This window comes from Actinocorallia aurea, from assembly GCF_054783995.1.
In genome coordinates, this window is the sequence record NZ_BAAGPQ010000038.1 from 295291 (window position 1) to 318661 (window position 23371).

General features: G+C 72.7%; 21 protein-coding genes. 16 read left to right on the plus strand and 5 right to left on the minus strand.

Features of this window, described 5'->3' with window-relative positions:
- Window positions 1–31 precede the first annotated feature (31 nt).
- The 5 genes from ACYVOM_RS39665 (at window position 32) to ACYVOM_RS39685 (ending at window position 6567) form a co-directional block, all read left to right on the plus strand.
- Window positions 32–3850: an amino acid adenylation domain-containing protein gene (locus tag ACYVOM_RS39665; protein ID WP_460308782.1), complete on the plus strand. Its 3819-nt coding sequence runs from the start codon at window positions 32–34 to the stop codon at window positions 3848–3850.
- Window positions 3851–3893: 43 nt separating this feature from the next.
- Window positions 3894–4106: an MbtH family protein gene (locus ACYVOM_RS39670; RefSeq protein ID WP_460308783.1), complete on the plus strand. Its 213-nt coding sequence runs from the start codon at window positions 3894–3896 to the stop codon at window positions 4104–4106.
- Window positions 4107–4108: 2 nt separating this feature from the next.
- A complete protein-coding gene (locus ACYVOM_RS39675) occupies window positions 4109–4717 on the plus strand; it encodes a GNAT family N-acetyltransferase (RefSeq protein WP_460308784.1) in 609 nt (202 codons plus the stop codon).
- Between the two features lie 25 nt (window positions 4718–4742).
- Window positions 4743–5486 carry a thioesterase II family protein gene (locus ACYVOM_RS39680; RefSeq protein ID WP_460308785.1) on the plus strand — a complete coding sequence of 248 codons (744 nt, stop codon included), beginning with the start codon at window positions 4743–4745 and terminating at the stop codon, window positions 5484–5486.
- 109 nt (window positions 5487–5595) lie between these two features.
- A complete protein-coding gene (locus tag ACYVOM_RS39685) occupies window positions 5596–6567 on the plus strand; it encodes an ABC transporter ATP-binding protein (protein WP_460308786.1) in 972 nt (323 codons plus the stop codon).
- Between the two features lie 196 nt (window positions 6568–6763).
- Here ACYVOM_RS39685 and ACYVOM_RS39690 read toward each other — a convergent pair whose 3' ends face one another.
- A complete protein-coding gene (locus tag ACYVOM_RS39690; RefSeq protein ID WP_460308787.1) occupies window positions 6764–7609 on the minus strand; it encodes a formylglycine-generating enzyme family protein in 846 nt (281 codons plus the stop codon).
- Window positions 7610–7704: 95 nt separating this feature from the next.
- Between ACYVOM_RS39690 and ACYVOM_RS39695 the strand changes: the two genes are divergently transcribed.
- The 7 genes from ACYVOM_RS39695 (at window position 7705) to ACYVOM_RS39725 (ending at window position 14446) form a co-directional block, all read left to right on the plus strand.
- Entirely contained in the window at window positions 7705–8844 is a 1140-nt protein-coding gene (locus tag ACYVOM_RS39695) for a sensor histidine kinase (protein ID WP_460308788.1), read from the plus strand.
- An 88-nt stretch (window positions 8845–8932) separates the two neighbouring features.
- A complete protein-coding gene (locus ACYVOM_RS39700) occupies window positions 8933–9658 on the plus strand; it encodes a LytR/AlgR family response regulator transcription factor (protein WP_460308789.1) in 726 nt (241 codons plus the stop codon).
- Window positions 9655–10020 carry a hypothetical protein gene (locus ACYVOM_RS39705; RefSeq protein ID WP_460308790.1) on the plus strand — a complete coding sequence of 122 codons (366 nt, stop codon included), beginning with the start codon at window positions 9655–9657 and terminating at the stop codon, window positions 10018–10020. Before ACYVOM_RS39700 ends, ACYVOM_RS39705 begins: the two co-directional genes overlap by 4 nt.
- Before the next feature lie 7 nt (window positions 10021–10027).
- The gene (locus ACYVOM_RS39710; RefSeq protein ID WP_460308791.1) at window positions 10028–11494 is read left to right on the plus strand and encodes a sodium/solute symporter; all 1467 of its coding nucleotides are present in this window, start codon (window positions 10028–10030) and stop codon (window positions 11492–11494) included.
- 177 nt (window positions 11495–11671) lie between these two features.
- Entirely contained in the window at window positions 11672–11992 is a 321-nt protein-coding gene (locus ACYVOM_RS39715) for a DUF485 domain-containing protein (protein WP_460308792.1), read from the plus strand.
- On the plus strand, window positions 11989–13623 hold the full coding sequence (locus ACYVOM_RS39720; protein ID WP_460308793.1) for a solute symporter family protein: 1635 nt from the start codon (window positions 11989–11991) through the stop codon (window positions 13621–13623). Before ACYVOM_RS39715 ends, ACYVOM_RS39720 begins: the two co-directional genes overlap by 4 nt.
- 334 nt (window positions 13624–13957) lie before the next feature.
- Window positions 13958–14446 (plus strand): hypothetical protein, encoded by a 489-nt coding sequence (locus ACYVOM_RS39725; RefSeq protein WP_460308794.1) that lies wholly within the window; start codon window positions 13958–13960, stop codon window positions 14444–14446.
- A gap of 90 nt (window positions 14447–14536) precedes the next feature.
- On the opposite strand, the gene ACYVOM_RS39730 is transcribed toward ACYVOM_RS39725, so the two are convergent.
- The 3 genes from ACYVOM_RS39730 to ACYVOM_RS39740 all read right to left on the minus strand — a co-directional run bounded on the left by ACYVOM_RS39730 (window position 14537) and on the right by ACYVOM_RS39740 (window position 17239).
- Window positions 14537–15430, minus strand: a complete 894-nt coding sequence (locus ACYVOM_RS39730; protein WP_460308795.1) for a phosphotransferase — start codon at window positions 15428–15430, stop codon at window positions 14537–14539.
- Window positions 15431–15503: 73 nt separating this feature from the next.
- Window positions 15504–16295, minus strand: coding sequence for an ABC transporter permease (locus ACYVOM_RS39735; protein WP_460308796.1), 792 nt, complete (start codon window positions 16293–16295; stop codon window positions 15504–15506).
- Window positions 16292–17239, minus strand: a complete 948-nt coding sequence (locus tag ACYVOM_RS39740; protein ID WP_460308797.1) for an ATP-binding cassette domain-containing protein — start codon at window positions 17237–17239, stop codon at window positions 16292–16294. The genes ACYVOM_RS39735 and ACYVOM_RS39740 overlap by 4 nt, the downstream gene beginning before the upstream one ends.
- 86 nt (window positions 17240–17325) lie before the next feature.
- On the opposite strand from ACYVOM_RS39740, the gene ACYVOM_RS39745 reads away from it, so the two are divergent.
- Together ACYVOM_RS39745 and ACYVOM_RS39750 are read left to right on the plus strand one after the other, a co-directional pair.
- Window positions 17326–18054, plus strand: coding sequence for a TetR/AcrR family transcriptional regulator (locus tag ACYVOM_RS39745; RefSeq protein ID WP_460308798.1), 729 nt, complete (start codon window positions 17326–17328; stop codon window positions 18052–18054).
- 41 nt (window positions 18055–18095) lie between these two features.
- Window positions 18096–20249 carry a TerD family protein gene (locus ACYVOM_RS39750; protein ID WP_460308799.1) on the plus strand — a complete coding sequence of 718 codons (2154 nt, stop codon included), beginning with the start codon at window positions 18096–18098 and terminating at the stop codon, window positions 20247–20249.
- 347 nt (window positions 20250–20596) lie between these two features.
- Here the strand turns inward: ACYVOM_RS39750 and ACYVOM_RS39755 are convergent, their stop codons facing one another.
- Window positions 20597–21130, minus strand: coding sequence for a hypothetical protein (locus tag ACYVOM_RS39755; protein ID WP_460308800.1), 534 nt, complete (start codon window positions 21128–21130; stop codon window positions 20597–20599).
- A 124-nt stretch (window positions 21131–21254) separates the two neighbouring features.
- Here ACYVOM_RS39755 and ACYVOM_RS39760 point away from each other — a divergent pair, with 124 nt between their 5' ends.
- A complete protein-coding gene (locus ACYVOM_RS39760) occupies window positions 21255–22796 on the plus strand; it encodes an FUSC family protein (RefSeq protein WP_460308801.1) in 1542 nt (513 codons plus the stop codon).
- Window positions 22797–22821: 25 nt separating this feature from the next.
- Window positions 22822–23319, plus strand: a complete 498-nt coding sequence (locus ACYVOM_RS39765) for a MarR family winged helix-turn-helix transcriptional regulator (RefSeq protein ID WP_460308802.1) — start codon at window positions 22822–22824, stop codon at window positions 23317–23319.
- Window positions 23320–23371: the final 52 nt, after the last annotated feature.

The window sequence follows — 23371 nt, forward strand, 5'->3', positions numbered from 1 at the left end:
GAGGACCTGTGAACGCGGAAGGGGAGGGCCGATGAGCGGCAACCTGGAGGACGTGCTCCCGCTGTCGCCGCTCCAGCAGGGGCTGTACTTCCACGCGGCCTTCGACGGCGACGCCGACGTCTACAGCGCCCAGGTCGTCCTGCGGCTCGACGGGCCGCTGGACACGGCGGCGCTGAGGGCGGCGGCCGAGGCGCTCGTCGCCCGGCACGCCAACCTCCGCGCGGCGTTCCGGCAGCGCAAGACGGGCGAGCCCGTGCAGCTCGTGGCCAAGGCCGTCAAGGTGCCGTTCGAGGAGACCGCCGGGGACGTCGCGGAGATCGCCGCCCGGGAGCGGGGGCACCGTTTCGACCTCGCCCGGCCGCCGCTCCTGCGCTTCGTCCTGGTGAAGGATGAGACGCCCGACGTGCACCACCTCGTCTTCACCAACCACCACATCCTGCTCGACGGCTGGTCCACCCCGCTGCTCCAGACCGAGCTGTTCGCCCTGTACCTGACGGGCGGGGACGCCTCGGTGCTCCCGCGCGTCACGCCTTACAAGAACTACCTGTCCTGGGTGTCACGGCAGGACAGGGGAGCGGCGGAAGCGGCCTGGCGGGAGGCGCTGCAAGGCGTCGAGGAACCCACGCTGCTGCGTCCGGCCGCCTCGGGCGGTGCCGCCGTGGAGCCGCGCAAGCTGCACCTGAGCCTTCCCGAGGACCTGACCGCCGCGCTCACGGCCCGCGCAAGGTCCGCGGGCGTCACGCTGAACACGGTGCTCCAGCTCGCCTGGGGGCTCGTGCTCGGCGCGGAGACGGGCCGCACCGACGTGGTGTTCGGCGGCGTCGTCTCCGGCCGCCCCGCCGACCTGCCGGGTGTGGAGCAGATGGTCGGGCTCTTCATCAACACCCTGCCCGTCCGGGTCCGCACGACGCCCTGGGACACGCTCGACGAGGCGCTGCGCCGCGTGCAGGGCGAGCAGGCCGACCTGCTGGCCCACCACCACCTCGGGCTCGCCGAGATCCAGGGCCTCACCAGGCTCGGCGGCCTGTTCGACACCGTCATGGTGCTGGAGAACTACCCGTTCGACCCCGACGCCGAGGCGACCGACCTGAACGGGGTCAAGGTCTCCGGGGTGAGCATGCACGACGCCACCCACTACCCCGTCGCGGTCGCCGCCGTGCCGGGCCGCGAGCTGGGCGTCCGGTTCGACTACCGGCCCGACCTGCTCACCTCCGCCGAGGCGGGGCGCCTGGCCGGAAGGCTGCGGCGCGTCCTGGAGGCGATCGCCTCCGCGCCGGAGACCCGGATCGGCGCGCTCGACCTGCTCACCGCCGAAGAGCGCACGGCAGCGCGCGCGCTGGGCACCGGCCCGGTCATCGGGCGGAAGGCCGAGACGATCACCGCGCGCTTCGCCGCGTCCGTCGCGGCCCGGCCCGACGCCGTCGCGCTCAGGTACGCGGGCGCCTCGCTCACCTACGCGGAGCTGGACGAGCGCTCGACCCGCCTCGCGCGGCGGCTGCGCGCGGCGGGAGCAGGCCCCGAGACGCCCGTGGCCCTGCTGCTGGAGCGCGGCCCGGACGTCGTCGCGGCGACGCTCGCGGTGCTCAAGACCGGCGGCTACTACGTGCCGATCCACCACAGCTACCCGCCCGAGCGGCGCGCGTGGGCGCTCGCGGAGTCGGGCGCGCCCGTCCTCCTGCTCGACGCGGCCTTCGCCGACCCCGGCTTCACCCCCGGGGTCCGCGCCCTCCGGGTGGACGAGGCAGGCGAGGAGCCGGACGCCGACCTCCCGGGCCCCGCGAGCCCCGACTCCCTCGCCTACGCGATCTTCACCTCCGGCTCGACCGGCCTGCCCAAGCGCGTCGGCGTCGCGCACCGCGAGGTCGCCGCGTTCAGCGCCGACGGCCAGGTGAGCGACGGCCACGAGCGCGTCCTGGTCTTCTCCGCGCACGCCTTCGACGCCTCGACCTACGAGATCTGGACGCCGCTCCTTAACGGCGGCACGGCCGTCATCGCCCCTCCGGGCGACCTCGACGCCGCGGCCTTCGCCGAGGTCGCCGCGGCCGAGCGCGTCACCGGGGCGTTCGTCACCACGAGCCTGTTCAACCTGCTCGCCGCCGAGCGGCCCGCCGCGTTCGCGTCGCTGAAGCGCCTGCACACCGGCGGCGAGGCGGGCAACGCGCGCGCCATGCGCGCCGTCCTGGAAGCCTGCCCGGACACCTACCTGGCCAACGTGTACGGGCCGACCGAGACGACCACGTACGCGGCCTTCCAGCCGATGCGCGACCACCTGGGCGACCGCGCCGCCCCGCCCCTCGGCGGGCCGCTGGACGACACGGTCCTGCACGTCCTCGACGCGGCCCTGCGGCCCGTTCCCGAGGGCGTCACCGGCGAGCTGTACATCTCCGGGGCGGGCCTCGCGCGCGGCTACCTCGGCCGTCCCGCGCTCACCGCGGAGCGGTTCGTCGCCTGCCCGTCCGGGCCGCCCGGCGCGCGCATGTACCGCACCGGCGACCTCGTGCGCTGGAAGGACGGGCTGCTGGAGTACGTCGACCGGGCCGACTTCCAGGTGAAGATCCGCGGGTTCCGGATCGAACTCGGCGAGATCGAGGCGACCCTGGGCGCGCACCCGTACGTCGCGCAGGCCGCCGTGCTCGCCCGCGAGGACAGGCCCGGCGACAAACGCCTCGTCGCCTACGCGGTCGCGCACGAGGGCCTGTCTCCCGAGCCGGACGAGCTGCGCGGCTACCTCGCCGCGCAACTGCCGTCCTACATGGTCCCCGTGGCCGTCGTCGTCCTGCCCGCCTTCCCGCTCAACGGCAGCGGCAAGCTCGACCGCGCCGCGCTGCCCGCCCCCGGCTTCACCCTCGCCGGACGGCCCCCGGCCACCCCCGACGAGGAGCGCCTGTGCGCGCTGTTCGCCGAGGTCCTCGGGCTGGAGTCGGTGCCGGCCGACGCGGGCTTCTTCGACCTCGGCGGAGACAGCATCGCCGCCCTCCGCCTCGCCTCGCGCGCCACCGAGGCGGGCTTCGACCTCACCCCGCGCATGGTCTTCACCCACCAGACCGTCGCGGGCCTCCTCGGCGGCGGCGATCCCGGACTCGGCCTCGACGTCCTGCTGCCGATCCGCACCGGCGGTGAAGGCGCGCCCCTGTTCTGCGTCCACCCGGCCGCCGGGCTCTCCTGGCCCTACTTCGCTTTCCTGCCCCACCTTCCCGGACCTCTCTACGGCCTCCAGTCCCGGGCCCTGTCGGAGCCCGCGTACCGCGCGGAGTCCGTGCGGGCCATGGCCGAGGACTACGTGGCCGAGATCCTGAAGGTCCGCCCGAACGGCCCGTACCACCTGCTCGGCTGGTCGCTCGGCGGGCTCGTCGCCTTCGAGGCGGCCCGGATCCTGCACGAGAGGGGCGAGGAGATCGGGCTGCTGTGCCTGCTCGACTCCTTCCACTCCCAGGACCTCGCCACCGACGAGCGCGAGGTGATCCCCGAACTGCTCCAGTCGATCGGCATCGACGAGAAGATCGTCGGAGACCCGGCCGACCCGGACATCGCGGCGATCATGGCCGAGCTGCGCTCCCGCGGCGACGCGTTCGCCACCCTGGAGGAGGACCAGCTCCTCGCCGTCTACAGCACCTACGAGAACGGGCTCCGGATCGTCGACGGGTACGTGCCGTCCGGCATGGCGCCCTTCCCGATGGTCTTCTTCCGCGCCACCCGCGGCCTGCGCCCCGACTCCCCGGCCCCGGCCACGTGGGCGCCCTACACCGCGGGGCTCGAAGTCCACGACCTCGACGTCGAACACCACTTCCTCATGGAACCGCAGGCGGTCGCGGCGATCGCCGCGGCGCTGGCGGACCGGCTGCGGCCTTAGCCGGACCCCTACAGAACACCCCCGACCCGGAAGGACCCCCGAAATGGCGACGAACCCATTCGAGAACGACGACGCGACCTACCTCGTCCTGGTGAACGACGAAGGCCAGTACTCGCTGTGGCCGACCTTCGCCGAAGTTCCCGCGGGCTGGACGGTCGAGAAGACCGCCGACACCCGGCAGGCCTGCCTCGACCACATCACCGAGCACTGGACGGACATGCGGCCGCGCAGCCTCGCCCGCGCCATGGACGCCTGACCTTGGCCGTTCCCGGCGCGCCGCAGGAGATCACCGTCACCGAGTGGGCCATGGAGCTCCGCCACCTCGGCGACCTCAGACCCAGCCCCCGGCCGGCGGGCGAGATGGCGTTCAGCCTCGGCCGCGTGCCCTCGCCCGACCTCAACCGGGCCCTGTACGCGGCGGTCGGCGCGCGCGTCTGCTGGACCGACCGCTTCTCCTGGAGCTACACCGACTGGGTGAAATGGGTGGACCGCCCGGAACTCGCGACCTGGCTCGCGCTGGCCGAGGGAACCGTCGCGGGGTACTTCGAACTGGAGGCGCAGCCCGACGGCGACACCGAGATCCACCTCGTCGGACTCGTCCCCGCGTTCGTCGGACGCGGCTTCGGCGGCCACCTCGTCGAGCAATGCGTGCGGCGGGCCTGGCAGCGCGGCGTCCTGTGGGGCGACGGCCTGGGGCCGACGCGCCGGGTATGGCTGCGCACGAGTACGCTCGACCATCCGAACGCCAAGGCGAACTACCTGCGGCGCGGCTTCTCCATCGCGTGGGAGGAGACCGGGGTGAAGGCCGTGCCCGACCCCCGGATCGCCCCGTGGCCACTGCCGGGCGACCCCCGCGACCCCGGCTGAGCAGACGAGTGGAAAGAGGAAGACCGTGAGCTGGCTGCGCTGCCCCGACCCCCGGCCCTGGGCGACGACGCGCCTCGTCTGCTTCCCGCACGCCGGAGGCTCCGCCGTGTCGTTCCGGCCGTGGGGCAAGTCCGCGAGCCCGGCCCTCGAAGTCCACGCCGTGCAGTACCCGGGCCGCGCCGACCGGATGCGCGATCCGCACATGACCGACCTGAAGCAGGCCGCCCGCCTCATCGCCGCCGCGCTCGCGCCCCTCACCGACCGGCCGCTCGCCCTGCTCGGGCACAGCATGGGCTCGCTCGTCGCCTACGAGACCGCGCTGATCCTGCAGGCGAAGGGCGCCGCGCCCGTCCACTTCTTCGCCTCGGGCGCCAAGCCCGTGCACCGGCGGACCGACCGCGCGGAGCGGATCTCCGAGCGGGACGACGACGGGCTCGTCGCGGAGCTGACGGCGCTGGGCGGCACCGACACCGCGGCGCTGGCCGATCCTGAGCTGCGCGAACTCGTCCTCCCGTACGTCCGGGCCGACTTCAAGGCGATCGAGGGGTACCGGACGGACGCGGCGGCGCCGAAGCTGGCCATGCCCGTCACCGCGCTCACCGGCGAGGCGGACCCGCACGTCACGGTGGAGGAGATGCACCGCTGGGCGGAGCTGACGACGGGCCCCTGCGAGGTCAGGGCGTTCCCCGGCGGCCACTTCTACCTGGTCGACCAGCTCCCCGAGGTCCTCACCGAAGTGCACAAGGCCCTCGGCATCCCGGCCGCCTAGGGGTTTTTGGGCCCTCTCAGGGCTTTTGTTGCGACGTACCTTCCGGGTGACGGGGCCGTCCCCGATGTGCGGGACCGCCCGCCGACCGGCCCCGGCGGGGAGTGCCGCCATGGGTGTCGAGATCCGGGTGGAGGGCCTGCGCAAGTCGTTCGGCCGGCAGGTCATCTGGGAGGACGTTTCGTTCACCGTCCCCGCGGGCCAGATCTCGGCCCTGCTCGGGCCGTCGGGGACGGGCAAGTCGGTGTTCCTGAAGAACCTCATCGGGCTGCTGCGGCCCGACCGCGGGCACGTCTGGGTCGACGGCCAGGACGTGCCGGAGCTGCGCGAGCGGCGGCTGTACGAGATGCGGCGGCGGTTCGGCGTGCTGTTCCAGGACGGGGCGCTGTTCGGCTCGATGAGCGTCTTCGACAATGTCGCGTTCCCGCTGCGCGAGCACACGCGGCTGTCGGAGTCGAAGGTGCGCGCCAAGACTCTGGAGAAGATGGAGCTGGTCGGCCTCTCCGGCGCGGAGGACAAGTTCCCCGGGGAAATCTCGGGCGGGATGCGCAAGCGCGCGGGGCTGGCCCGCGCCCTCGTCCTGGACCCGGAGATCATCCTCGCCGACGAGCCGGACTCGGGCCTCGACCCCGTCCGGACGTCCTACCTCAGCCAGCTCTTCGTGGACATCAACCACGAGACGAACGCGACGATCCTCATCGTCACGCACGACATCGGCACCGCCCGCGTCCTGCCCGACAACATGGGCCTGCTCTTCCGCCGCGGCCTCGTCGCGTTCGGCCCCCGCGAGATGATCCTCACCAGCCGCGACCCGGCCGTGAACCAGTTCTTCAACGCCCGCCGCGAGGGCCCCATCGGCATGGCCGAGGAGAAGGACCAGGCCGAACTCAGCCAAGAGGTCTACTACGACCCGCCCCCGGCCCCCATCCCGCCCCAGATCATGCCCTCCGACGGCCGCCCCCGCCGCACCCAGACCCCGCCCGGCACCTGGCTCCGCGCCCACGACGTCCCCGCCCCACCCGGCTCCTTCATCGACGCCGAAGGCCGCAACTGGCAACACGACTGGCCCCACCTCACCCCCTGACCCACCTTAAAACCAGACTTACTACGTAAAGGCCCCGGCTCCGGCGTCGCAGACCCGACCCCTAGGCCGAGCCCGCGCTGCGAAGGTCCGCGCATCGGCCAAGGTGCATGCCGCGGGCCCCCCGGGGCCGAGGACCAGTGATCGGCAGCCCAGGGATCTCAAGCGCCCGATCACGCCGCGGCGGAGCCGCGGCAGTTCAGTACGCGCAGCGAAAGCCGATGTTGCCTGTGGAGGAGTCGGGGGTGTTGGCGGTGCGGGCGGCGACGCGGTAGCGGTTGCAGTAGGAGTCGTGGCAGAGGTAGGAGCCGCCGCGCATGGCGCGGCGGTCCTGCGCGGCGTCGAACCAGTCGGCGGTCCACTCCCAGACGTTGCCGACGGTGTTGTACAGGCCGTAGCCGTTGGGGCGGAAGGAGTCGGCGGCGACGGGGCCGACGGCGCCGGTGTGGTGGGTGGGGAAGTCGCCTTCCCAGACGTTGGCGCGGCGCTGGCCGCGCGGGTACAGCTCGTTGCCCCAGGGGAAGGTCATCCGCTCGAGGCCGCCGCGGGCGGCGTACTCCCATTCGATCTCGGTGGGGAGGCGTTTGCCGGCCCAGGCGGCGTAGGCGGCGGCGTCGGCCCAGGAGACGTGGATGACCGGGTGCTTCTGGCGGCGGGTGATGTCGGAGCCTTCGCCTTCGGGGGTCCGCCAGGTGGCGCCTTCGATGGCCCGCCACCAGGGGGTGCCTTCGGGCGACCGGGTGTGCGCGGCGACCTCGGGGGCGAGCAGGCCGTAGAAGACGAAGGACCATCCGAAGGTCTCGGCCTCGGTCACATACCCGGTGTCCTTGACGAACCGGGCGAACTGGGCGTTGGTGACGGTGGTCGGGTCGATCCGGAACGGGCCGACCTCGACTTCGCGGACGGGGCCTTCGCCGTCGAGCGGGTTGGCGTTCTCGTCCTCGTTGCCCATCTGGAAGACGCCGCCGGGCAGAAGGATCATGCCCTTGGGCGGTTCGGCGGGCCGGGCGGGCGGCGAGGGTGGGGGAGCGGACGAGAGAGACAACGTGACCGGAGTCGGTTCCGACGCGGGACGGGATGCGGCACAGCACGGAGGCACTTCGGTCATGCCGCCCAGATTATCGGCGCTCGCCCCCTACCTTGGCTGGGGTGGAAGCCGCCCTCCTCTTCTTCGCCGTCGCGTTCGCCGCCGCCGTGCTCCTGCTGGTCCGGCTGCGCCGCCGTGATCTGGGCGGGCCCGCCGAGCGGGCCGCCTTCGAGACCCTGCACAAGGCCTCCCTCGCGGCCCCGGCGCTGCGCCGGGGGCTGACCCGCTCGGGCGCGGAGAAGGCGGCCCGCCACCTGAGGGAGCTGCTGGGCGCCGACGATCTGGCGATCACCGATCGCGAGGAGGTCCTGACGGGCCCGCGCGACGGCGTCATGGAGCTCGCGGCCCATTCCCTGGAGACGGGGCGGGCCAGGGTCGTCGAGCTGCCGGGGGGCGGGGCGGCGGTGGTGGTGCCGCTGGCGACGGACGCGGGCGTGGCGGGGACGCTCGTGGCGTTCGGCGGGCAGGCGTCGCCGGGGCTGGTGCGGGCGACGGAGGAGGTCGGCCGGTGGGTGGCGACCCATCTGGAGCTGGCGGAGCTGGACCGCTCGCGCGAGCTGCTGGTGGAGGCCGAGGTGCGGGCGCTGCGGGCGCAGATCTCCCCGCATTTCATCTACAACTCGCTGACCACGATCGCCTCGTTCGTCCGGACGGATCCGGAGCAGGCCAGGGAGCTGCTGCTGGAGTTCGCCGATTTCACGCGGTACTCGTTCCGGCGGCACGGGGAGTTCACGACGCTGGCCGAGGAATTGCGCAACATCGACAGGTTCCTCATGCTGGCCCGCGCGCGGTTCGGTGAGGAGAGGCTGCGCGTGACCTTGCGGATCGCGCCTGAGGTGCTGCCGGTGGCCGTCCCGTTCCTCTGCCTGCAGCCGCTGGTGGAGAACGCGGTGCGGCACGGCCTCGAAGGACGCCCGGGTCCGGGCCGGATCACGCTGCTCGCCGAGGACGCGGGCGCGGAGTGCCGCCTGATCGTCGAGGACGACGGGGTGGGCATGGCCCCCGAGGAGATGCGGAGGGTCCTCGCGGGGGAGGGCGCCGCCGGGACGGGCATAGGACTCGCCAATGTGGACACCCGCCTGCGCCAGGTCTACGGCGACGCGTACGGCCTCGTCGTGGAGACGGCGGAGGGCGCCGGTGTGAAGATCACGCTAAGGGTGCCGAAGTACCACCCGGGCGTGACGGCGCGGTGAGGCCGCGCGCCGAGACGGGACCGAAAACGGCCGAATATCGAGAAAATCGACCTTTGACATCCTTTGTGATGGTCGTCACGCTTTGGAGATGCGCGTGCTAGCCGTGGACGACGAACTGCCCGCCCTGGACGACCTCGTCTTCCTGCTGCGGAACGACCCCCGTGTCGCCGGCGTCGACGGCGCGCGGGACGGCGCCGCCGCGCTGCGCGCCCTCGACCGCGCGATCGCCGCGGAACGCCCCTACGACGCCGTCTTCCTCGACGTCAGGATGCCCGGCATCGACGGAATCGTCCTGGGCAGACTCCTGGCCCAGTTCGCCTGCCCTCCCCGGCTCGTCTACGTGACCGCGCACGAGGAGCACGCGGTGCAGGCGTTCGAGCTCCAGGCGGCGGACTACCTCCTCAAGCCGGTGCGGCCGGAGCGGCTCGCCGAGACCGTCCGGCGGATCAGCGACCCCGCCGACCCCGCCGCGGAGCTCCCGCGCGAGCCCGAGCCCCTCCCTGTGGAGCTGTCCGGGGTGACCCGCTTCGTCCATGCCTCGGAGGTCCACTTCGTGGAGGCGCGCGGCGACTACGCCAGACTGCACACCGCGTCCGGCGCGCATCTGGTGCGGATCCCGCTGACCGTGCTGGAAGAGCGCTGGCCCGCCCTCCTGCGGATCCACCGCAGCCACCTCGTGGCGGTCCCGCACATCAGCGAACTGCGCCTCGACGCCGGGCGCTGCACCGTCGTCGTCGCCGGGACCGAGCTGCCGGTGAGCCGCCGGCACACCCGCGAGCTGCGCGACCTCATGCTGCGCAGGCCGCGCCCGTGACCGCGCGCAGGGAGACCGTGACGAGCCCGCGCGCGGCCGTGCCGAGGCGGCGGCCGGGCCCGCGCACCCGCGAGATCGACGAGCAGACGCGACTGGGCGAGGTCTACATGAGCGCGCTGATACGGTCGCAGCTCAAGCTGTCACTGTCGGTGTGCGTGGTCCTGGTGACGCTCATTGGAGGGCTGCCGTTGGCGTTCGCGCTGGTGCGTCCGATGCGGGAGGCGCAGGTGCTCGGGATCCCGCTGCCGTGGCTGCTGCTGGCGGTGGCCGTCTACCCGCTGTTCGCCGGGCTCGGCTGGTGGTACCGGCGGCAGGCCGAGGCCGCCGAGCGGGACTTCGCCGAGATGGTGCAGCGGGGGTGAGCGACCGGTGAACGCCGCGGCCGTCGCCGCGGTCGCGGTGGCGACCCTTCTCGCGGGCTTCTACGGGCTTCGCCTGTCGCGCACCACGTCCGACTTCTACGTGGCCTCGCGCGGGGTGTCGCCGCTGGCGAACGCCTCGGCGATCGGCGGGGAGTACGTCTCGGCCGCGTCGTTCCTCGGGATCGCGGGCCTGGTGCTGGCCGGGGGCGTCGACCTGCTGTGGCTGCCGGTCGGGTGGACCGGCGGCTACCTCGTGCTGCTCGTCCTCGTCGCCGCGCCGCTGCGCCGCTCGGGCGCCTACACGCTGCCGGACTTCGCCGAGGCGCGGCTGGAGTCGATGGCGGTGCGGCGGGCGGCGAGCCTGCTGGTGGTGCTCATCGGCTGGCTCTACCTGCTGCCGCAGCTCCAGGCGGCCGGCCGGGTGCTGGCCGCGGTGACGGGCGGGCCGACGTGGGCGGGCGGCGTGCTCGTCGCGGCCGTCGTGATCCTCGGGGTCGTCGCGGGCGGGATGCGCAGCATCACCCTCGTCCAGGCGCTCCAGTACTGGCTGAAACTGACCGCGCTGGGCGTCCCGCTGGTGTTCCTGCTGGCCGCGTGGCGCTCGGACGGCGCGCCCGGCATCTCCGACACGTCCTGGCTGCTGCCCGGCGACGACGGCCTGTACTCGACGTACTCGCTCATCCTCGCGACGTTCCTCGGCACGATGGGGCTGCCGCACGTCCTCGTCCGGTTCTACACCAACCCCGACGGGGCCGCCGCGCGTCGCACGACGTCGGTCGTGCTCGGCCTGCTCGGGCTGTTCTACCTGCTGCCCGCCGCCTACGGCGCGCTCGGCAAGATCTATGCGGCCGACCTCGCCGAAGGCGGCTCGCCCGAGACCGACACCGTGGTGCTCCAGCTTCCCGGCCGGATCCTCGGCGGGACGCTCGGCGAGCTCCTCGGCGCGCTGCTCGTCGCGGGCGCCTTCGCGGCGTTCCTCTCGACGTCGTCGGGGCTGACGGTGTCGGTGGCGGGCGTGATCGCGCAGGACCTGTTCCGGGGCGGGGTCCGCTCGTTCCGGGCGGCGACCCTGGTGGCGATCGGGGTGCCTTTGGCGCTGGCCCTGGCCGTCCCGTCCTCGCTGCCGGTCGCCACGATGGTCGGGCTGGCGTTCGCGCTGTCGGCGTCGACGTTCTGCCCGCTGCTCGTGCTCGGCATCTGGTGGCGCGGTCTCACCGCGGCGGGCGCGCTCGCGGGCCTCGCGACGGGCGGCGTCCTCGCGGGCGGGGCGGTCATCTGGACCGTGGTGACCGAGCGCCCCTACGACTGGATCGCCCAGCCCGGCGCGTGGACCGTCCCGCTGACGTTCCTGGTGATGGTCGCGGTCTCCCGGCACACCGCCCGCCCGCCGCACACCGCCCGCACGATGGTCCGGCTGCACACCCCCGAAGGCGTGGAGCTTGATCGCGGCGACTGGCGCCCCCGGCGTATCTGACGGACACGCCGGCCCGTTCGCCGCGTCGGAACGACCGTTCAACGCAGCCGATCAAGAACGGTCGCAGGCGGCGAGCGGCTCGCCGATACACCTCTCCTCGGGAGCATTCACGCGGCTTACGTTGTGGGCGTGATCACCCCGCAGTGACCCCCATCACACCGTCAAGGAGGTCCCCGCATGAGCACGGCTCCCGAGGGATTCAGCGTGTACGAGGAGGTCCGGGCGACCCCGGACTTCGTGAGCCTGCGGCACAAGTTCCGCTCCTTCGTGTTCCCCCTGACCGTCGCGTTCCTCGCCTGGTATCTGCTCTACGTGGTCATGTCCGCGTTCGCGCGCGACTTCATGGCCGTCCAGCTCGTCGGCAACATCAACGTCGCGCTGGTGTTCGGGCTGCTCCAGTTCGTCTCCACCTTCTCCATCGCCTACCTCTACGCGCGGCACGCGGGGTCGACGTTCGACCCGCTGGCCGAGAAGATCCGCAAGGAGGCGCAGCGGTGAGCAACCACACCCTCGCGATCATCCTGTTCCTGCTCTTCGTCGGCTTCACCCTCGTCCTGACGGTCCGGGCGTCCCGCCAGACCAAGGACGCCGCCGACTTCTACGCGGGCGGCCGTTCCTTCTCCGCCGCGCAGAACGGCATGGCGATCGGCGGCGACTACATGTCGGCCGCCTCGTTCCTCGGCATCGCCGGGATCATCGCGCTCAGCGGCTACGACGGGTTCCTCTACTCGATCGGCTTCCTCGTCGCCTGGCTGGTGGCGCTGCTGCTCGTCGCCGAACTGATGCGCAACTCCGGCAAGTACACGATGGCCGACGTCCTGGCGTTCAGGATGCGGCCGCTGCCCGTCCGGACGGCGGCGGGCGTCTCCACGATCGTGGTGTCGATCTTCTACCTGCTCGCCCAGATGGTCGGCGCGGGCGCCCTCGTCGCCCTGCTGTTCGGGCTCACGAGCGAGGCCGCCAAAGCGTTCACCATCGTGGGCGTCGGCATCCTCATGATCGTCTACGTGGTCGTCGGCGGGATGAAGGGCACCACCTGGGTGCAGATCGTCAAGGCGGTGCTGCTGATGGGCGGCGCGACCCTCATCACGCTGCTCGTGCTCGGCAAGTACGGCTTCAACGTCTCGAACCTGATGGGCGACGCGGCCGAGCAGAGCGGCAAGGGGCGGGCGTTCCTGGAGCCCGGCCTGAAGTACGGGACCGAGGCGCAGGGCCTCGCCGGCAAGCTCGACCTCATCAGCCTCGGCCTCGCGCTCGTGCTCGGCACGGCGGGCCTGCCGCACATCCTCATCCGCTTCTACACCGTGCCGACCGCCCGCGACGCCCGCAAGTCAGTGCTGTGGGGCATCGGCATCATCGGCGTGTTCTACCTGCTCACGCTCGTCCTCGGCTTCGGCGCGGCGGCCCTCGTCGGATCGAAGACGATCGCGGCGTCGAACGCGGCGGGCAACACGGCGGCGCCGCTGCTCGCCGAGAAGATCGGCGACCTGCTGTTCGGCGAGGTCGGCGGCACCATCCTGCTCGCCTTCATCGCGGCCGTCGCCTTCGCCACGATCCTCGCGGTCGTCGCGGGCCTGACCCTCGCGTCGTCCTCGTCGGTCGCGCACGACCTGTACGCGCACGTCATCAAGAAGGGCACGGCCTCCGAGCGGGACGAGGTGCGGGTCGCGAAGGTCTCCGCGTTCGTCATCGGCGCCGTCGCCATCGTGCTCGGCATCTTCGCGCAGCGCCTCAACGTGGCGTTCCTCGTCGCGCTGGCCTTCGCCGTCGCCGCGTCCGGCAACCTTCCCGCGATCCTCTACAGCCTCTTCTGGAAGCGCTTCAACACCGCGGGCGCCGTCGCGGCCATCTATGGCGGTCTGGGCTCCGCCGTCCTCCTCGTCATCTTCTCCCCGGTCGTCTCCGGCAAGGGCGTGGCCCCCGACGGCAAGTCCCTGTCCCTCCTGCCCGCCTCGGTCGACATCTCCTGGTTCCCCCTGGAGAACCCCGGCCTCGTGTCCATCCCCCTGGGCTTCCTCTTCGGCTACCTCGGCACCGTCCTCAGCAAGGAACACCGCGAATCCAAGTACGCCGAAATGGAAGTCCGCTCCCTCACCGGCCTGGGCGCCGAAGAAGCCCACCACCACTGACCCCTCGCCCTGCCCCGGAGCCCGGCCGACACCGCCGTCGACCGGGCCCCGGCATTTCCGGTCCCAGCTCAACATCGACACCACCGAGATCCGCCCCCTGGAGCGGCGCTGCGACACGGTCCTCCGGCTGGAGATCGCCGACCAGGGACCCTGCGTCCTGATCCTGGAGTCGCAGACCCATGCCGATGACGACAAGAGCGACACCTGGCCGCAGCTCGTCACCCACCTGCGCGCCAAGCACCGCTGCCCGGTCGGCCTCCTGGTGATCACCCAGCGGGCCGCCACCGCCGCCTGGGCCCGCCGACCCATCCGGTGCGGCATCCCTGGCCTCCCGATGACCTTCGAGCTCACCCCGTACGTGATGGGGCCGGACAACACACCCAAGATCACCGATCTCGATGAAGCATGCGCCGACGTTTCGTTCACCGCGGTATCGGCCGTGGTCAACGCTCTGGATCCGGACGCGGGTGGCATACTGGAGACGCTGATGGAGGCGCTGGACAGCGTCGACATCGAGAGCGCCACCAGCATCGCCGAGTTCGCCGAGGCGGGCTTCCAGACCACACCGGCCGCCCTAGACCTGTGGAAGGCACTCATGAGCACCAGCACCAAGCGGTTCGTCTCCCACCTCCGCAGCGAATCCGAGGCCCGGGGTGAGGCCCGTGGTGAGGCCAAAGCCCTGCTGCTGTTCCTGCAGGGCCGAGGGATCGCCGTCTCCGACGCCGCTCGGGCCCGGATCACCGGGTGCACGGACGCCGAGCAGTTGGAGGCATGGATCCTTCGAGTCCCGGCCGTCACCACCGTCGAGGAGCTCTTCGCGTAAAGAGGAAACCCTGGTCGGTGCGTGAGGTCCGTACTCGCGACGATCGTCGGGTGCGCCCGGTCCGCTCGGCGGGCCGGGCGCTTTGTGTTCTCAGCGGGCGGCGCGGGTGAGGGCGGTGAGGGATTCGGTGCGTTGGGCGGGGGCGGTGGGGGCGGCGGAGGCGGCGAGCATGGCGCTGGTGCAGAGGGCCAGGATGCGGGCCCGGTGGGCTTCGGCGGGGGTGGCGGGGCGGCCGTAGGCGCTGAAGAAGGCGGTGCGGGAGGGGCCGGAGAAGGCGGCGTAGGCGAAGGAGAAGTCGATGGAGGGGTCGCCGGTGGCGGCGTCGCCCCAGTCGATGACGCCGGTGGGGGCGCCGTCGGGGGCGACGAGGAGATGGCGGAGGTGGAGGTCGCCGTGGGTGAGGACCCGGGCCGTGCGGCCGGGGTCGTGGGCGGAGTCCAGGAGGGACGTCACGGCGGGGTCGGGCTCGTAGAGGCCCTGCTTCTCCAGGTGGGACAGGGCCTCACGGGCCATGCGGGCGCGGACGACGGGGTCGGCGCGCGCCATGGGGTCGTGGGGGAGGCCGGCGGGCGGGGTCAGGGAGTGCAGGACGCGGAGGAACGCGCCGAGGCCTTCGGCGGCGCGCACCCGCTCCCGTTCGCCGAGGCGGGCCGCGGCGAACTCCTGTCCGGGGATCAGCGGGCCGCCCGTGAACGGCCAGGGCGGGTCGCCGTCGTCGGCGCCGACGAAGAGCGGCGCGGGGATCGGGAGGGGAAGGCGTCCTGCGAGCTGCGGGAGGACGGCGATCTCCTTGCGCAGGAGGTCGAGGGCGAGTCTGCGGTGCGGGAAGCGGAACGCCCAGCGGCCGTCCACGGCGAAGACCGCGTTGTCCCATCCGGCGTTCAGGAACTCCACGTCTCGGGCCTCGACCTCGGGGAAGCGCCCGGCGAGCAGCCGCCGCACCTCCTCGGCCGTGACCTCGCGTTCCGGCGTCCACATCCGCATGGCGGCCCCCTCTCCGGTGCTCAACTCTAGGGGGAGGCGCCCGGCCGCTCCGGGAAACGGCCGGGCCCGGCGGTCAGCGGCCGCGGCGCGTGTAGGCGCGGACGGACAGCGGGACGAACAGGACGAGCAGGACGGCAGCCCACAGCAGGGTCGCGGTGACGGGATGGGTCAGCGGCCAGGCCGTCGAGGGGGCCGCGGGGTTGCCGAAAAGCTCGCGCAGCGCCGCGACCAGCGCGCTGACGGGGTTCCACTCGGCGATGACGCGCAGCCAGACGGGCATCCCCCCGGGCGGCACGAACGTGTTCGACAGCATGGTCACGGGGAAGACGAGCGGCACGAAGGCGTCCGCGGTCTTCTCGTCCTTCACGGCGAGGCCGAAGAAGATGCCGCCCCAGCCGAGCGCGTACCGCATGAGCAGCATCAGCCCGAACGCGGCGGCGGTCTTGGCGAGTCCCTCGTGCGGACGCCAGCCGACGGCGAAGGCGCACAGCACGAGGGTCACCGTGCCGGGCAGCGCGAAGACGAGGTCGGCGGCGGACTGGCCGAACGGCATGGCCCAGCGCGCGATGGGCAGCGAGCGGAAGCGGTCGACGACGCCTTGCGACACGTCGGTGGCGATGAGCATGGTGTTGCTCATCACCGCGGTGAACGTGATCATCCCGAACATGCCCGGCATGAGGTACTCGCGGTAGTCCCCTCCGCCGGGCGTCTGCATGGCGCTGCCGAACACGTACCCGAACAGCACGACGAGGACGATGGGGAAGATGAGCCCGGCGAGGAGCTCGCCGGGCCTGCGCCGGACCTGGGAGATGCGGCGGCCGAACATGGTCAGGCCGTCTTCCACGGCGAGGCCGAGGGCCGTCATGCGGGAACTCCTTCGCGGTGGTCGGTGAGCTTGAGGAAGACCTCGTCGAGGGTGGGGCGGCGCAGGGAGACGTCGGCGGCGGCGAGGCCCGCGGCGTCGAGTTCGCGGACGACGTCCAGGAGCGTGACCGGGCCGACGGGGAGGCTGATCCGGCCGGTCTCGGCGTCGGCGTCGGGGGCGCCGGTCCCGGCCCAGGCCGCCAGCAGGGCGGCGGCGCGGGCGGTGTCGGCGGGTTCGGCGAGGGCGACGTCGAGGCGGGTGCCGATCTCGGCCTTGAGCACGTCGGGGGTGCCGCGGGCGATCACCCTGCCGTGGTCGATGACGGCGATGTCGTCGGCGAGCCGGTCCGCCTCGTCGAGGTACTGGGTGGTGAGCAGGATGGTGGTGCCCTCGGCGACGAGGTCGCGGACGGCGTCCCAGATCTCGCCCCGCGAGCGCGGGTCGAGGCCGGTGGTGGGCTCGTCGAGGAAGAGGACCTCGGGCCGGACGACGAGGCTGGCGATGAGGTCGAGCCTGCGCCGCATGCCTCCGGAGTAGCCGGAGACGGGCCGGTCGGCCGCCTCGGCGAGGCCGAACCGCGCCAGGAGCTCGTCCGCGCGCCGCCGGGCCGCGCGGCGGCCGAGGTGGTGGAACCTGCCGAACATGACGAGGTTCTCGCGCCCCGACAGGTGGCCGTCGACGGCGGCGGCCTGCCCGGCGAGCCCGATCCTCTTGCGCACTTCGGGGGCCTCCTTCACGACGTCGAACCCTGCGACGCGGGCGCGCCCTTCGGTGGGGTCGGCGAGGGTGGCGAGGATGCGGACGGCGGTGCTCTTGCCCGCTCCGTTGGGCCCGAGCACGCCGCAGACGCGGCCGCGTCCGACCTCCAGGTCGAGCCCGCGCAGGGCGTGGGTGTCTCCGTAGCGCTTGTGCAGTCCTTCGGCGATGACGACGGGGTCGTCCATCGGTCCCTCCAAATGGGTACGAGGTACGCAGTTGTAGACCGACTCTAGATACTGGGTACGACGTACGCAAGTGGGAGGATGGAGGAATGAGCGAGGAGAAGGCCAAGAAGATCATCTGGGCGCGGCCCGTCCGGTCCTCGCGCGGCCCGAACCCCTCGCTGACCCTGGAGAAGATCGCTCGCGCGTCCGTCGCCCTGGCCGACGCCGAAGGCCTCGAAGCGCTCACGATGCGCCGCCTGGCCGCCGAACTCGGCATCGGGACGATGTCGCTCTACCGGTACGTCGAGTCCAAGGACGACCTGCTCGACATCATGCGGGACATCGTCCTCACCGAGATCCCCCGCCCCGTCCACCCCGACTGGCGCACCGGCCTCGCCTGGCTCGCCCACCAGACCCGCGACCAGACCCACCGCCACCCCTGGCTCGCCCAGACCGAGGCGCCGTTCACCTTCCTCAGCCCGCACGGCATCGAGTACATCGAGTACCTGTACCGCATCGTCGACGGCCTCGGGCTCTCCGCCGACGGGATGATGAACGCGATCTCCACGGTGGTCGCCTACGCCACGGGCGCCGTCCGCCAGGAGTTGGCCGCCGCCCGCCGCGCCGCCGACGCGGGCGTCACCGAGGACGAGTGGCTGTCCGCCCACGGCCCGTACCTGCGCTCGCTGCTGGCCACCGGCCGCTATCCGCTGATGCGCCGGATCGTCCTGGAGGCCGACACCCCGCACCTCACCCCTGAGGCGGGCTTTGAACTGGGCCTCCAAGGCGTCCTGGACTCGGTCGCGGCGAGAATGCCCGGTGCGTCGGGGAGGTAAATCGCAAGACGCCGGACATCTCGTGATGCCACCATCGGGGCATGAGCCGTGATCATGTGGTCGCCGAACTGGTCCTGCGCAGGCGGCGGCGGGTGCTGCTGCCGGACGGGCCCGCGGGCGACGGGCGGACGGCCGCCCGGCAGGTCGACGCGGTGCTGATGTCGGCGGGGTTCAAGCTGTCCGCGGCGCTCCTGGAGCGCCTGGGCGGTCTCGCCGAAGGCGCGGTCATCGACCTCGGCGGCGAGATCCTCGACGTCGTCCGGCGCGAGGTCGGCGACCACGTGGCGCACAACGCCTACTTCCGCGACTTCCCGGCCGGGGTGCCCGACACCCTCGAATTCTGGGCCGACTGCGTCCTCGACGCCCTGGGCGCCCGCGGCGTCGAGGAGATCCTTGCCGAAGGGGGCGTCGATCTCCTCCGGCTCCCGAAGTACGGCCGCTACCAGCACACTTACGCCGAGATGGCGGCGGCGCACGCGGAGTTCCTGCCTTCGGAAGGCGACCGCGTCACCGTCCTGCACCTCGGGGGAGAGCCGCGCGAGGAGGCGCGGGAGCTGTACTTCGCGCTCGCAGGCGGCACCGTCCCGCTCCATGAGGACGATCTGCGCGACCTCTCCTTCCTCGCCGTGCACTGCGCGAACGGCCCGCAACCGGAGCGGATCCCCGTGCGGGAGAACCGCGCCGTCGTCAACCGGGCGCGGCTCGCCGAGGGGTTGCCGCTGCTCGCCGACACCGTCACCGACGTGCTGCGCCTCGCCTGCGCCCTGTCGGAAGGCGACGTCACCCTCCAGACCCCGACCCGGTTCCGCTCGCTCTCGCGGGGAAGGCGCCGCGCGCTCCTGGCCGCCCTCGACGCGATCGTCCGCGACGCGCCGGGCAAGCTCGGCGACGTGCACGCGCACCGCGAGGCGTGGAAGCGCCTCGGCGAGCGGCTGCACCCGCACGAGTTCGCGCAGTGGCCGCACGCGCAGGACGTCTTCGCCGTGGCACGGGGCGACAAGCGCGCTCCTTCGCTCGCCTCCCGTGTCGAGGCGGCCTTCGCCGCGGACGACGTCCCCGGGGCGCTCGCCGTCCTCACGACCGCGCCCGGCATGCTGTTCCGCGCGGTCGACCGCCTCCTGCGCGTCGCGGTGCCCGCCGACGCGGTCGACGCGGTGCTCGCGGCGGTCGCCGAGGCCGCCCCCCGGGTCTCGGGACGGGTGCTGCTCGGGGTGCGCGAGCATCTGATGAACCGGGCGGACGCCCCGGAGCAGCGCGTGTTCGTCAACCGGACCGGCGGCGCGCACGCCCAGGCCGACGACCGGGCGCCGATCCCGGACGAGGTGATCGCCCGGCTCACGGCGGTCGTCGACGACGCCGTGCGCGGCAGGCTGCCGATCTCCGGCCCCGTCCTGGTCGACCCCGACATCCTCGACGTGGCCCTCCCACTGAGCGGAAAGGCCGCGCCCACGGGCTTCGGCGTGCTCCCGCGCGGGTCGGAGTCGAAGGTGGACGCGGGGGTGCTCAGGTTCTTCACCTACTGGCGGCAGAACCAGCGCACCACCGACTTCGACCTGTCGGCGCTGTTCTACGACGCCGCGTGGGAGAACGGCTCATGGGTGTCGTACACGAACCTGGAGGAGCGCGGCGCCGTCCACTCCGGCGACGTGGTCGACGCACCCGACGGCGCCTCGGAGTTCATCGACATCGACCTCTCCGCGGTCGAGGCCGCACGGATCGTCCCGCAGGTGCACGTCTTCGCGGGCGAGGGCTACACCGAGGTCGCCGAGTCGTTCTTCGGGTTCATGCTGCGTGAGTCCGCCCAGGAGGGCCTGCCGTTCGAGCCCGCGACGGTCCGGATGAAGTCGGAGCTGCGCGGAGCCGGCGGCGTCGCCCTGCCCCTGGTCTTCTCCCGCTCCGACGACGGCACATGGCGCGCGAAGTGGATGCACCTCCACCTCCGGGGCATGCCCTCGGCCAACGCCGTGGAGAACACCCGCGTCAGCGCCGCGCTCCTCGCCGCCACGATCGCCGACCGCGCCTACGTGACCGTCCGCCACCTCCTGTCCCTCCTCCCGGACGGCTCGGTGACCGTCGCCGACGGAACGGCCCCGGCGGCCCCCGTCACCTACATCGGCCTGGAGGCCCCGGAAGACCTGCCGCCGGGCTCCACCACCTACCTGCTGGACCGCCTGCCCGAGCTGATCCCCGCCTGACCGCCCCCGCACCGCGCATCACCACGAGATCACCGCTTCCGCCCGTCGGCCGCGGCCGCAAGGCGAGGCATGAGAGCGCTTCCTTCTGGGCGGCAGCGCTCCCGCCCTCCTCGCCGGCCCCGCGTGAAAACCCCGGCGACACCGGCGACCGGCTCTGCTAGCTTGATCGCACGGCAAGGCCATGGAGAGGCTTCCTTCTCCACTTCGCAACGAATCGAAAAGCAGCCTCCCCGCCCTCCTCGCCGGCCCGCGTATGCGGGCGAGGCCATGGGCGCGCTTCCTTCTCCACTCAGCACAGCGCGCCCGCTCTCCTCGCCCGCGGCCGCGCCGGCCGCGCGGCATGGGCCTCAGCGCCAGGCCGGGCCTTCGTCCAGGCGCAGGACCCAGCGCGCGCCAGGGGGAGCCTCCACGCCGAACATGACGGTTCCCCTCTGCATGGTCTTGCCCATGGTGCTGTGGGCGGGGGAGTTGACGCGGAGCTGCGCGCGCAAGGGCGTGTCCGAGCAGGGCATGCCGGTCTTCTCGATCTTGCTGATCTTGCTGTGCCGGGTGTTCTCGCGGGTCCGGTCGACGAGGTTGATCATGCCTTCGCCCCGGCAGCTGAAACGGTAGGAGATCCACTTCTCCGTGACGCGGACGGGGCCGAGCAGGGCGTCACCGGTGCGAACGCCGGTGCGGATCAGGGTGGTCCAGCCTTCGACCTCCTTGGCGGGGACGGGCCAGGGCTCGATCAAGGGGGCGGTGGGGGAGGGCGTCGCCGTCGCGGAGGCGGTCGCCTCGGGCTGCTCGGGCTGCTCGGCGGCGGGGGACGCGCAGGCGCTCACCGAGCACAGGGCCAGGACCGCCGTGGCCGAAGCCGTCTTCCGCCACACCGTGCACATCCCGTCAAGCGTTAAATAAGCCTCAAGTAGCAATAAATCGTACAGAGAGTCGCGCGGGTCACGTGGCGGGGGACATATAGGCCCTGGGTGTTTCACTAGTAAAATACCTGATAGCCTTTCAGATATGGTGATGGGAGTGCTGCGGCCGAGGTTTCCGCTTTCCGGGGTCTTCCGGGTGGGGCGGGTCGACGAGATCTGGTGGAAGCGGTCGGTCAGCTCGGTCATCGCGCTGGGCGTGCCCTACCTGGTGCTGCTCGCGCTGGGCCGGCTCGACCTGGCGATGTACGTGTCGGCGGGCGCGATGTGCGCGCTCTACACGCACGCGCTGCCCTACCCGCGGCGCGCCCGGGTGCTGGGCTGGATCGGCCTCGCCATGACCGCGACGGTCGCCGTCGCCGCCCTCGCCGCCTCCCTGACGGACTCGGCGGTCCTCCTCGTCGCGGTCGCCGCGGTCCTCGCCGCGGCGCACAAGCTCTTCGGCGAAGGCATGAAGATCGGTCCCCCCGGCAATGTGATCCTCACCTTCATCGGCGCGGCGGTCGCGTTCGTCCCCACCTCCCTCGGCCAGGTCCCCGGGCACGTGACCCTCGCCGCACTCGGCGCGGCCCTCGCCTGGGCCGTCGTCATGGCCCCCGCCCTCGTCCGCCCGCACGGGCCGGAGAGACGGGCCGTGGCGGCGGCCCTGGAGGCCGCCGCCCGGATCACCGACGCGCCCTCCCGGCACCGCGCCGCCGCCGCGGTGAACGCCGCCTGGCGGGCCGTCCTCGCCGCCCGGCCCTCCGGGCTCGACAGGGTGCTCGTCCAGGCCGAGGAGGCCCTGTCCCGGCCCCCGGAGACCGCGAGGCTGAACGCCCTGGCCCGCGAGTTGCGCGCCGGGTCCGTCCCCGCGGTGAACCTCTCGGACGCCCAGGTCGCCGAACTCGTCGGCCTCGCCGCCGACCGGCACACCTCCGCGGCCCCGCCCGTCCTGCTCCAGGGGCTGTGGCCGGTGGCGCTGCGGGTGCTGGTCTCGGCGCTGCTCGGCGGCTGGATCTCAGCTCTGCTCGGCGTCGGGCACCCCTACTGGGCGGTCGTCACCGCCGCGGCGGTCTGCCAGGCCAGCGCCGACCTCTCCTGGCGGCGTGGGCTCCAGCGCGCCTGCGGCAACTTCGCGGGCCTCGCGGTCTTCGCCCTGCTGCTCCCGGTGAGCCGGACGAGCGCGGTCGCGCTGGTCCTGCTGATCCTGCTCTGCCAGTTCGTCACCGAAGGCCTGATCACCCGCAACTACTGGCTCGGCACCGTCTTCGTCACCCCGATGGCCCTGCTCATGACGGAGTTCGCGGGTCAGGAACCGGGAGGCGTCCTCGTCATGGACCGGGCGCTGGACACCGTCGTCGGGGTCGCCACAGGGCTCGTCGCCTGCATGCTGATCACCAACCACCGCGCGGCGCGGCGCACCGAGCGCGCGCTTGAGCGGGTGGACCGGGCGCGCGCTCGGGCCGCGGCGGACGAGCCCGTCCCGGCCGCGGCCGAGCTGGCCTCGGCGCTGGTCGGGCTGCGCGAGGCCGCCGACATCGCGGTCGGCGAGTGGTGGCGGGGCCGCCTGCCCGAGGAGCGCATCGCGGTCGCCGAGCGGGAGGGCCACCGGGAGCTGGCCGCACTACAGTCGGGTGGCCGGCCGCAATAGACCGGAAGCCGGAAGGGGGAGCTTCGTGGAAGACGTCGTCGCCAGGGTGATGCGGCAGTGGGAGGAGGTCAGGCCCGACCTCGACAACGAGCCGATGGGCGTGATCGGCCGGCTCAACCGCTGCGCGCTGCTGCTCCAGCAGGCCGAAGAGACCCCGCTCGCCGGGTTCGCCCTGACCCGGCCCGAGTTCGACGTCCTCACCGCGCTGCGCCGCGTCGACCACGCGATCACCCCGGGCCGCCTGGCCCGCGAGACGTTCGCGTCCGGCGCCGCGGTGACCAAGCGCGTCCGGGCGCTGGAGGAGCGGGGGCTCGTCGAGCGCCGCGCCGACGAGCGGGACCGCCGCGTCTCCCACCTCTCCCTCACCGAGGCGGGCCGCGCGCTGATCGACGAGGTGCTGCCCGCCCAGCTCGCCCACGAGGCGTCCGTGCTGGCCGCGCTCGACGACGGCACCCGCGCCGACCTGGCCGAGAACCTCTCCCGTCTGCTGATCGTCCTCGAAGGACGTCTCGGCGGCCTGTGACTTGCGGTGCCCCGCCCCTTTGCTGGTGATCCGCTCCGTGAAGACGGGAGAT